Genomic DNA, 10,928 nt, shown 5'->3' with positions numbered 1-10,928 from the left:
CGAAAATCTCCTTGTTGACTCGACATTACTTAGGTATGCGAATATAAAAGCCGACATCCGGAACGCCAGAACCGCCCAGGAATGCCAGCGAACCGCCATGACGCCGCCTGGATCGGCGCCCTATGCGTGTCTCGGACACGATCACGCCCGGCCGACGTGACCAGGTCAGCCGGATCGTGGATTTGTTGTTGTGAGGATGAGTGGTTGACTCGGCAACCCGGGATGAGCCGGGCCCATGCGACGCGCAAACGAATGCTTGGCGCGGGCCGGCTTGGCATCAAGGCCGGCGGCAATCGACAGACTGCGGTGTTGCCGGCGATGCGAAATGCGGCATGCTCTACCGATGGCACAACACGGCGGGCATCGAATCCAGCTTAATGAAATCGCACCCCGGAATGCCGCACTTCATTGAACAAACCATGAATCAACGCAAGCTCATGCATTTAAATTCTTCGTTGAATCAAATCAATCCCTCGATCATCGACACCCAATCCGTTCGTTAAACGCGAAATCGTTTCACGCCACGATGCGCCGCGGGCTCAAGCCGCGACTTTTCAGGAGCGCCGGCCCTGCCCGGCCTACCGTTCAAGACCGCCGACGCCCCTCAATAAAGACATGCAAAATATTTCAAGAATCACAATAAAGACATGCGTACATTTTCAATTCAAGACACATCATGCACGATAAAGCGAGCATTTCGTTTAAAACCGAACATGGTCGCAAGATTATCATTTTTAAGCCGCCGCTGTCGATATATCTGTATCAAATATGCATATTCAAATTAAATGAAACAATTCGACTCCATGAAAACTTCCACGAGCACAACACCAGAGCATCGATAAAATTATTTCAAAAGTCATTTGTTTTAAATTCGATAATTCATCTCCTTGAAATGAGAGTCGTCGATGTCGCCCAAAAAAGATGAACAATCGATCTGAAAAGGATCTTCACTCTGCCCGGGCGAGCGAAGATCCGGATCGCCTGCCATGCGCATCATCCCGCGCCCTCTGGAAACGCTCGCCCTTTCCGGTTTTGTTCGGATTCAGTGCGCATCGCTCGGGACGATCGATCTTGGCGTTGAGCCGCCGGGAAGCGCTCTATATCCGGACGCGCTCCATCGAATCGCGGGACGGCGTTCTCGCGCAGCCAAGCGCCAGCCCACTCCGGCTCGATCCGTTTGGCTGATCGTCACGCCAAGCCGGTTCGCCTGCGCGGCACGCATCCGCCGATGTCGCGCTATCTCTCCATCCTCGAACCGCGCAGGCAAGCAACGCATGCCATGATCCAATGCATCGGATTCCTTACGATGATGCGTCATGAAACATGAATGACGCCGTCACGTATTCACCTTGACGCCGATCCGCCGCCGCTTCGGACGGAACGATCTCGATCCAGTCGGGCCATGAGGGCGACCAGCGCTCCGCCCACGCGGCGGCGTTGTGAACCGACGCGATGGAGACGCGATCCGCGTCAGCGAACGCTCATGGAACGGCCGCGCCGATGATGCCGCGGCAGGAACGGCCAAGCGGATCTGCGCGGCACGCGGGGCAAGTCATTCCCCGAGAGGATCAATCCCGACCATGCGACCCGCTACCTCGCGCCCGCCGCCAAGGCGCATGCATCGGACTCCGATCCCGGCTGATGCCGGGCGCTGTCGCAGCCGGCGCGGCGGCCGCTTCGCGCCGAAACGCCCGACGCAATCCTTCGCCCGACGCGCCGGACGCCGGCCCGGTGACGCCACCGCACGCCTCGACTATTGATCGCCCCCCACGCTACCGCCCAGGCGCAAACGGCTTTCCGCGATCCACCCCTCCACCGCCTCTCCCGTCTTGTCGTTCACATACATCACCTGATACCACTTCTGGTAGGGCTTGTAGACGGTCACGGTGTCGCCAGGAACGATGAATGTCCGCTTCATCATGCACGGGGAGGCCGGGGCGGAATGGAAATACGCGCGCCCCGGTCCAATGACCGTCGCGGCAAGCAGCGGCCTGAAATTGTCATCGGGCCCGCCGGCCGCCTCGTTCAGATGCCGACAAGTTCGCCACGCCCTGCCCATGAACGGGCATCATCGTGCAGCCCGCGCACAAGGCGAGGACCGTTGCCCACGTGCTCACCGGGATTTTTGTCACCATGGCTCACTTGTAACGACGAACAACCTGCCGCCCCGCCATCCGAACGCCGGATGACGGCGGCTTCCCCCGAGGCGCGCCATCGAAGCGTGCCTCGCCGGCGCGTCCGACCTCGCGCGCTTGCCCGGCCGCGCGCGAACCGGCCGGCGCAACCGCCCGCCCGCGCCCTCAGATCACCGTGAAATGATGCGTGCCGTCGCGCTTCAACTGATCCACGAGCCCGTACTCCCAGTCGAGGTACGCCTGCATCGCGGCGGCCGCGTTGTCGGTGCCCTCGTACGGCCGCCGATAGCGATCGACGCGCGGCGACGCGAGCCGCGTCTCGCCGTGCTCGAGCGGCAGCCCCGCGTCGCTCCACGCCGCCGTGCCGCCCGCCAGCACCGCGATCTGCGCCGAGGCCGGCAGCAGCGCGCGCGCATCGGCCGCCGCGAACCGCGCAAGCAGGCTCGATCCGCACGTGAAAACGTAGCGCTTCGCGACCGGGATCGCCGCGAGCGCATCGCGCAACCGGGCGCGCACGGCGAACCACGCGCCCGGGACATGGCGCTTCACGTAGTTCGCACTCGCCGTCACATCGATCACGGCGATCTCGCCGGGCGCGGCCTGCGCCAGCCAAGCGGCGAGCGCCGCGGGCGACACCTCCGACGCATGCGGCGGCGCCGGCGCGTCGCGCGGCGGCTCGCCGCGCTCGACCCGCGCCGCGGCGTCGGCCGGCTCGACCACCCTCGCATCCCAGCCCATCTGCGCGAGCCACGAGGCGGTCATGTCGGCGCGCACGCCGTCATCGTCGGCCAACACGATCCGCGCGCCGCGCACGGCCGCGTGATGATCGGTCTCCTGCACGAGCTGGCCGCCCGGCGTGCTCAGAAAGCCCGGCAGATGACCCGCCGCGTATTCCTCCGGCGTGCGTACGTCGAAGCGGTACAGCGTGCGGGCCGGCGTGTCGAGCGCGGCGACCTCGGCCAACGCGATGCGCGGCACGCCGGCCCGCTCGGCCACCGCACGCGCCGCGCGGCGCGCGTCGGCGCGCAACGCCGCGTCGATCGCGTCGGGACCACGCCGCGCCGCGCCGCGGTCGAGCGCCTGACCCGCCAGCGTCCAGCCGATCGTGCCGTTGCGCAGCGCGGCCACCGGATTCGGCAGCCCCGCGTTGATCAGCGACTGCGTGCCGATGATGCTGCGCGTGCGGCCCGCGCAGTTGACGACCACCTGCGTCGCAGGGTCCGGCGCGAGCGCGCGCACGCGCAACACGAGTTCCGCGCCCGGCACGCTCGTCGCGGTCGGGATGCTCATCGTCTGATATTCGTCGAAGCGGCGCGCATCGACGATCACCACGTCCGCCCGCGCATCGACGAGCGCCTTCACCTGCTGCGCGGACAGCGACGGCGTATGCCGCTCGGCCTCGACCCACTCGCCGAACGACTTGCTCGGCACGTTCACGTCGATGAACAGCTCACCGCCCGCCGCGCGCCAGCCGGCGAGGCCGCCTTCGAGCAGCCGCACGTCGGTATAGCCGAGTTGCGCGAGTTTCTCCGCGGCGCACGGCGCGAGATCCTCGCCGTCGGCCTCGCCATAGACGACGATCGGCGTCGTGCGGCGCGGGATCCGCGTCCACGCGTCGAGTTCGAGCTTCGACAGCGGAAAATTGGCCGCCCACAGCGGATGGCTTTGCGCGTAGGGATCCTCCTCGCGCACGTCGAGCAGCGCGATCTCGTCGCGGGCGAGCAGACGCGCGCGCACGTCCTGGCAGGACGCGACAGAAAAGCGGGAAGTGGAATCGGCGGATGGCGTCACGATATCGGTTGAAGTCGGTGAGAAAGGGGAAGAGAAGCCCGGATCGACGCGCGCGTCACGCGTCACGCATCACGCATTCGAGTAACCCGACACGAACGGCTTCACGGTGCCATCGTCGAGGTAGACCGCGCGCCTGACCTTGCCGATGTCCGCGCCGTACACGTGAATGCTGATCGACACCTGATCCGCGCACGCATTGGTCACGCGGTGGATGTCGCCGATACGCGGCGACACGGCCTCGATCGCGCCCGGCCGCAACCGCACCGCAGCGCCCGACGGCACGGGCCGACCCGCTGCGTCGAGCCGATACGGTTGCGAGAACTCGCCACCGCGCAGCATGCCGATCAAGCCCCACACCGTATGGTCGTGGATCGGCGTCGTCTGGCCGGGACCCCATACGAAACTGACGACGCAAAAACGGGCGTCGGGATCGAGATGCAGCAGGTACTGGCGGTAGCGCTCGGGGTCGGGTTGCGCGAACGCGTCGGGCAGCCAGTCGTCGCGTGCGACGAGCGCGGCAAGCAGCGCCCCGCCCTCGGCAAGCAGGCGCGCCTCGTTCGCGCCGGACGCGAAGAGCGCATCCAGCCCGTCGATCAACGGGCGCAACGACGTCTCATGTAACGAAGGCCCGCTCATCGACCGCCTCTTCGAATGGGATGGACCGCCATGATGCACCTGAAACGCCATGTGCGACACATATGAAGATTGGCGATATCGATGCGGAGGCGACGGGTATCCGCAGCCGGGTTGCCGGGCCAGCCTCCGATGATGCAGCCCGCCATCACACCGCTGGGCGGTGTGGGCGGTGTGGGCGGTGTGGGCGGTGTGGGCGTTCTGGGCGTTCTGGGCGTTCTGGGCGTTCTGGGCGTTCTGGGCGTTCTGGGCGTTCTGGGCGTTCTGGGCGTTCTGGGCGTTCTGGGCGTTCTGGGCGTTCTGGGCGTTCTGGGCGTTCCGGGCGTTCCGGGCGTGGGGCGTGGGGCGTGGGGCGTGGGGCGGCGTGGACGGCATGGCTCAGCGCGAGCCTGCGCGAAATCGCCGCGTTGCGCGAACGGGCAGCGGGCAGCGGGCAGCGGGCAGCAGACATGAAACCCGATGAGCAACGCCTATCCCGCCCTGGTGCGAAGACGCGCTCACTCCGGCCGGCGCTTCCGCCGGTGTGCCAAGCCGTTCGTCCACGCGCCGCCGCACCGACCGCATTCGGCGCGGCGACGGCGGCCCGTCGACCGGATCCGGCCTTCCTAGAGCCGCCCCCCACCGAAAACCACGGAGGGCGCGAAAGCGCTGTTCGGGTCGGTGCCATCCCATTGGTCGACCCAGGCATCGTTCGGCGTCGGGCCCATGACAAAGTCGAGCTTGCCGCCGGCCCGCATTTCATCGTGCGTGATGTAGGGGCGATGCAAGGGGCTGCCGTTGAGCGTGGCCGACTGCACATAGCGATTGGCCTTCGACGGCGGCGCGCCGCTCGTCGTGTGCGCCGTGATGGTGAAGCGGCGCACCTGGCCGAACGTCAGGGCGCCGCCCGATGCGGCGGAGGACGCGACCGGAATGTCGATGCTCGCTTCCGCGAACAAGGGGGTGCCGAAGTAGTACACGCCGCCCACCGGATTGAGCGAATAAATGCCCAGCGCCGACAGCACGTACCAGGCGGACAATTGGCCGAAATCGTCATTGCCGGGAATCGCCGACGCCCGCACTCTGCGCGGATCGTCCTGGGCCGCCTTCAGGCTGGCGCGGCTCAGCTCGGCGCGATCGCGGTCGGTCAACGTGAGCGAATACATGTCGTCCATCACGGTGCGCACGAGGTCTTGCGTCTTGGACGGCGCGCCGATCACGTCATACAGATAGGGAAGCTGATTGGCCGGCTCGTTGCCCGCGACGAACTGGCCGATCCGGCCGGTGAGATCGGGGAAGCCCTGCCCGAAGCGGAAGCCGAGCGGGTTCTTCGGATTGAACGTCTGATCGAGTTGGGCGGCGAATCGCGCCTTGCCGCCGAGGACGGCGATAAGCCCCGGAAAATCGTGAAACACGTTCCAGGTGTCGATCCATGAATTCGCTTCGGAATAGTCGTCCTTCTCCGCGCCGGCCGGATCGAAGGGAACGCCCCAAGCGCCCGTGCTGCCCTTCGGTTGCGCAAATATCCAGCCATTGTTCTTCGTCGGGTTGTACACGTTGCGGTAGTTGAGGCTGCGCTTCAGGTAAGCCGTGAAAGCCGACGTATCCTTGCCGGCCGCCTTGCCGACCGCGGCGGTCGCCCAGTCGGCGAAGGCGTAATCCTGCGTCGTGGAGACCGAGGCATTGCTTCCGGAAAAAACATACCCGCGGGTTCGATACTGATCGAAACCGTGCGCGCTGGCCCCCTGCGTGGTGGTCAGCGCGGTCCAGACCTCGTCGGTGCCCGCATTCGTGAGGCCCTTCAGGTAAGCGTCGGCGATCAACGGAATAGCCGGATGGCCGGCCATCGTGAAGGTTTCCGTTTGAGCCAGCGGCCAGACCGGCAGCTCGCCCTTGCCGTTCTGCTTGAACTGCGCCAGCAGCGACCGGACCCAGCCGTCGACGCGTTCCGGCTGGATCAAGGTCATCAACGGGGATTGGGCGCGGAACGTATCCCACAGCGAGAAGGAGGACGAATAGTCGAACCCGGGATTCGCATGCTTGCTCGTCGTCGGCGGCGCGGTTCGGCTGTCGTTGACCGAATCCATGCCGACGTAGCTGCCGTCCGCATTGTTGTAGAGCGTCGGACCGAGCATCGCATGATAAAGCGAGGTATAGAACGCGGTTCGCTGGTCCTCGGTGCCGCCCTGGATCTGCACGCGGTTGAGCACCCGGGCCCATGCCTGTTCGGCCCCGCTCTTCACGTCGTCGAACGGCTTCGCGCCGACTTCGGCGGACAGATTCGCCGCGGCGTCGGCCACTCCCGACGGCGAGATGCCGACGTTGACGGTCAGGGACGACGCTGAACCGGACGCCGCCGCCGCGAACGTCAGGTAGGCGGTGCCGCCGTCCTGGCTGATCACGACGTCGCGATCGAACGGCTGAGAAAACCGCGCCACGAAATACGTCGGCTTGTTGTTCGCCCAGTTGTCGGTGATCTGCCATCCGGAGATCGTCCGATCATCCGTGACCTGGATTTTCCCGCTCTTGAGCGAGCCGCCGATCGGCTTGGCGATGCTGACGATCATGCTCCGCTTTTGCGCGGCCGCGCTCGGGAAGTAGGTATAGCGATGCACGCCCGCATGCGAGGTCGCCGTCATCTCGGCGAGGATCGCGGCGCCCTTGACGTTCCAGGGAGGATTGCCCGTTCCTTCGGGCGAGATGCGCACGCGATAGTATCCCGGTCCGGCGCTTTCGTCGGCGTGGCTGAAACGCGCGTTGTAGGTCGCGGACGTCCCGTTGATCTTGGCCAGCGTCGCCTTGTCGACCGGCGCGAGCGTCGGCAGGAAACGGACCTCGCCGCCCGACCCGATGCCCGCGCCGGACAGATGCGTGTGCGTGAATCCGGTGATGCAGGGGTCGTCGTACTGGTAGCCGGCCGTGCGATCCCAGTCATAAGGCAAGGCGCTGGGCCCGCCCGCCGTGTCCGGTCCCAGCTGAACCATGCCGAACGGCACCGTCGCCCCCGGGTAGGTGTGGCCATGCCCGCGTATTCCGCTGCTCCAGTTCGCGGCGATGTCCAGGTTCGACGTCCCGATCATGGGGTCGACGCTTCGGAGGACGCGCGTCGGATCGACGGTCCGCGTCGGCGACGCCGCCTCTCCCCCGCCCATCGAAGCCGAAGTCTCGTCATGCGCATCGCTTCCTGCCCCGGTATCGGAAGCGCCCGCTACGGCAGCGGGTGATGCGGCGCTCGTCGCGGCAAGCGGCGTCGACTCGAGATCGCCGCCGCATGACGCGACGCCGACGCTCAGTGCCAGGAGCATGCCGGCGGATTTCGATGTGTGGCGCATTCCATGCCTCCGTTTCATGACGGGTGACGGTTGTGTGGGAGGACGCCGATCCGGCCCGCCGCCGCTGCGCCCCCCTCGTTCGGCACGCCATGCCCCCAGGCGCGCCGACGCGGCATCCGGATTCGGGATTCGGGATTCGGGATTCGGGATTCGGGATTCGGGATTCGGGATTCGGGATTCGGGATTCGGGATTCGGGATTCGGGATTCGGGATTCGGGTTCGAGCAGGCGGCCCGGCTGCGGCCATCGACCGCCTCCCGGACCCCAGGCTCGCCGCGCGGCAAAGTGAAGGCGGCTACTTCGTTCCCGGCTTCGTATAGTCGGCGCCGGGGCCGGACGGCGGCGCCAGCGACGGGTCCGCCGCCCAGTTCGTCGGGGTGGCCGACAACGTATAGGTCAGCGTGCCGCCGCCGGCGATGGCCGCCAGCGGCAGCCACGACCCCGGGTAGGTCTTGCCGTTCAACCGAACCGACTTGATGTAGGGCTTGCCGTTCAGCAGCGCCTCGTCGTCCGCCTCGATGCGCAGCTTCTTCGTGCCGTCGGCGAGCCAGATCGTCATGCCCTTGAACTGCGGCGTGGACATGGCCATGCCGGGCGCCGACGGAATGACGGGATACAGGCCGAGGCTCGCCCACAGATAGAACGCGGAGGTCGCGCCGAAGTCGTCGTTGCCGGGCAGGCCGCCGGGCGTGTTGAAGAACGTCTTCGTCATCACCACCGGGATCACGCGTTGCGTGAGTTGCGGCCTGCCCGCCCAGTTGTAGGCCCACGGCGTCTGCAATGCGGGCTCGTTGCCGATATAGAGCGTGCTGCCCGATTCGCCGCTGTTGAGCGTCGCCGCGCTCGGCAGGGGGCCGTTGAACGGATCGGTCTGGCTCAGGCCGAACAGGGTGTTCAGGCGCGCGATCGCCGCCGCGTTGCCGCCCAGCTGCTTGATCAGCTCCGCGTAGTCGTGACCGATCGTCCAGGTGTAGTTCGGCTCGGTCGACTCGTGGAAGCCACGGTTATTGTTCTCGCTGAAATCCCATTGGCCGCTCGAATCCTTCGTGACGAGCCCTTTCGATTCGCCGTAGTAGCCGCTGTTTGCCGGGATGTCCGCGTTGAAGATATTGATCCAGTTGCGCCCGCGCCTGCGCAGCGCGGCGACGCTGCCCGCATCCTCCGCCCGGCCGAGCGCGGCCAGGAAATTGCCGACCGATACGTCCGTCGTGCTCAGCTCCAGCGTCATCGATCCCGCGTGGTGGTCCCCCGCCACATTGGTCGAGACATAGCCGTTCTTCAAATAGAAGTCGCTGACCGTGCTCACGCCGGCGCTGTCGTCGACGCTGCCCAGGTTGTTGCACGCGCCCTCGACGAACGCGCTGCCCGGACCGCCCGTGCCGAACGCCGATTGCAGCATGTACTTGCGCGCGGCCGCGAGGTCGAAGCCGCGCGCGCCGAACGCATAGGCGCCCGCGATCACGTTCGGCGCATGGTCGCCTTCCATCGGCTTGGTGTCGTCGCTGCCGTCGACCCAGTGGGGAAACGCGCCGCACTGCTTCGCATCGACCACGAGCGACTGCATCATGTCGCTCGCTTCGCCGGGAAACAGCAGCGCCTGCAACTGCGTCACCGATCGATAGGTGTCCCACAGCGAGAAGCTGGAATAGTGCGTGCGGTACGCCCGCGGCTGATCGGGAACCGGATCCTGCGACACGTTGGCCGTCTCGCGCTGCGGCGCCGTGTTGCCGGGATCGCCGAGGTTGAGCTGGCGCATGCTCCGGTACTCGCCGTTCACGTCGCTATAGACGGTCGGCCCGGCCAGCGTGCGATACAGCGCGGTATAGAACTGCGTGACGTGGTCGCTTGCCGTCCTGGCCTGCGCACTGCCCAGGCTCTTCATGGCATTCGGTTGCGCGAGGTCGAGCTGGATCGTGTTGAGCCGGCTGTTCCACGCTGCGTCCAGATCGTTCCGCGTCGTGTCGAACGACCAGCCCGGGTTCTCCTTCGTCAGATTGAGCTGGGCGTTCGCCACGCTGACCGACGAAATGCCGGCCTTCAGCTGCACGGTCGTCGCACCGCCGCCCGCCTTCGGCGCGAACACGAGCGTCGCCACGCCGGGCGCGACCTTGGTCGCGGCCGGATCGAGCGGCGTATCGAGCTTGATGTAGAAGTACACCGGCTTGTACCAGGTGCCGCCGCAGAACGCGCCGACCACCGTCTTGCCGGACACGACGCCCGCCGCGACGTCGACCTTGAGGTCCACGAGGCTCGGCGCAACGCCCGACTTCATGCCGTTGCTGCGCAACGCATTGATCACCAGGTTCGGCGACGCGCCGGCCGGATAGGTCAGGCGCGCCATGCCGGTGCGGGTCGTCGCCGTGAGTTCGTTGAGGATGCCGTTGCCGGTCTTCACGCGGTAATAGCCGGGCGATGCCACCTCGTCCTTGTGCGAGAACGACAGGGAACGCCCGCCCGGAATCATCGCGACAGCGCCCTGGCCGCGGCAGCCGGGTCCCGACAGATGCGTGAGGCTGAAGAAATCGATCGTCGTGTCGGCGTAATAGTAACCGCCCGAGCCGTTGCCCCAGGGGCTCCGGCTGCCCGGCGTGTCCGGCCCGAAGCTGACCATGCCGAACGGCGCCTGCGCGGCGGGATTCACGTTGCCCGGATAGAGCCCGCCCGCGTCCGGGGCGCCGGTACCGATCAGGACGTTGACGAATTTCGTCAGGCCGGGAATGTCCGTCCGCGCCGGGGGCGCCGCGCCGTCGGCTCCACCGTTTCCATTCGAACCGGTCGAACCGTTCGCGCCGCTCGTCGCGCCGGCCGATGCGCTATCACCCGGAACGGTCGCCGTCGTGTTGCCGGTCACCACCGCAGACGAAGCCGGCGCCGCATCCAGGGAGTCGCCTCCGCACCCCGATATGGCCAACGCCGCCATCACGGCCGCCGTCGCCGCCTGGAACATTCCGTTACGCATTTTGGTTTCCTAAATATATTTTCGATAACAGAAGCTGTCTTTTCTTACAGTAGCATGCCTCGAAAGCCTACACACCGGCTATCGCGAAGTTTCCCTGATT

Annotated in this window: 5 protein-coding genes and 1 pseudogene; 1 reads left to right on the top strand and 5 read right to left on the bottom strand. The window is 66.2% G+C overall.

What is annotated here, in order from left to right; genetic code table 11:
• Nucleotides 1-1,753: 1,753 nt before the first annotated feature.
• The 3 genes and pseudogenes from Bsp3421_RS03185 to Bsp3421_RS03175 all read right to left on the bottom strand — a co-directional run bounded on the left by Bsp3421_RS03185 (nt 1,754) and on the right by Bsp3421_RS03175 (nt 4,562).
• Nucleotides 1,754-2,135 (bottom strand): annotated as a pseudogene (locus Bsp3421_RS03185) (hypothetical protein).
• 165 nt (nt 2,136-2,300) lie between these two features.
• Nucleotides 2,301-3,926: a rhodanese-related sulfurtransferase gene (locus Bsp3421_RS03180; protein WP_273995374.1), complete on the bottom strand. Its 1,626-nt coding sequence runs from the start codon at nt 3,924-3,926 to the stop codon at nt 2,301-2,303.
• Nucleotides 3,927-3,995: 69 nt separating this feature from the next.
• Nucleotides 3,996-4,562: a cysteine dioxygenase gene (locus Bsp3421_RS03175; protein ID WP_273995372.1), complete on the bottom strand. Its 567-nt coding sequence runs from the start codon at nt 4,560-4,562 to the stop codon at nt 3,996-3,998.
• A 169-nt stretch (nt 4,563-4,731) separates the two neighbouring features.
• On the opposite strand from Bsp3421_RS03175, the gene Bsp3421_RS03170 reads away from it, so the two are divergent.
• Nucleotides 4,732-5,022, top strand: a complete 291-nt coding sequence (locus Bsp3421_RS03170) for a hypothetical protein (RefSeq protein WP_273995371.1) — start codon at nt 4,732-4,734, stop codon at nt 5,020-5,022.
• A gap of 142 nt (nt 5,023-5,164) precedes the next feature.
• Here Bsp3421_RS03170 and Bsp3421_RS03165 read toward each other — a convergent pair whose 3' ends face one another.
• Both Bsp3421_RS03165 and Bsp3421_RS03160 read right to left on the bottom strand, forming a co-directional pair.
• On the bottom strand, nt 5,165-7,888 hold the full coding sequence (locus Bsp3421_RS03165; protein ID WP_443111411.1) for a GH92 family glycosyl hydrolase: 2,724 nt from the start codon (nt 7,886-7,888) through the stop codon (nt 5,165-5,167).
• Between the two features lie 276 nt (nt 7,889-8,164).
• Nucleotides 8,165-10,828, bottom strand: a complete 2,664-nt coding sequence (locus tag Bsp3421_RS03160) for a GH92 family glycosyl hydrolase (RefSeq protein ID WP_273995370.1) — start codon at nt 10,826-10,828, stop codon at nt 8,165-8,167.
• Nucleotides 10,829-10,928 lie beyond the last annotated feature (100 nt).

This window comes from Burkholderia sp. FERM BP-3421 (genome assembly GCF_028657905.1).
In the GTDB taxonomy this organism is placed as follows: domain Bacteria; phylum Pseudomonadota; class Gammaproteobacteria; order Burkholderiales; family Burkholderiaceae; genus Burkholderia.
Note: the sequence above shows the minus strand (reverse complement) of the source record. Positions and strands in the feature narration are given on the sequence as shown.

Excerpts from the sequence above, each read along its gene's own strand:
- Bsp3421_RS03165 (WP_443111411.1), bottom strand. The coding sequence starts at position 7,888 with ATGAAACGGAGGCATGGAATGCGCCACACATCGAAATCCGCCGGCATG.
- Bsp3421_RS03160 (WP_273995370.1), bottom strand. The coding sequence starts at position 10,828 with ATGCGTAACGGAATGTTCCAGGCGGCGACGGCGGCCGTGATGGCGGCG.
- Bsp3421_RS03175 (WP_273995372.1), bottom strand. The coding sequence starts at position 4,562 with ATGAGCGGGCCTTCGTTACATGAGACGTCGTTGCGCCCGTTGATCGAC.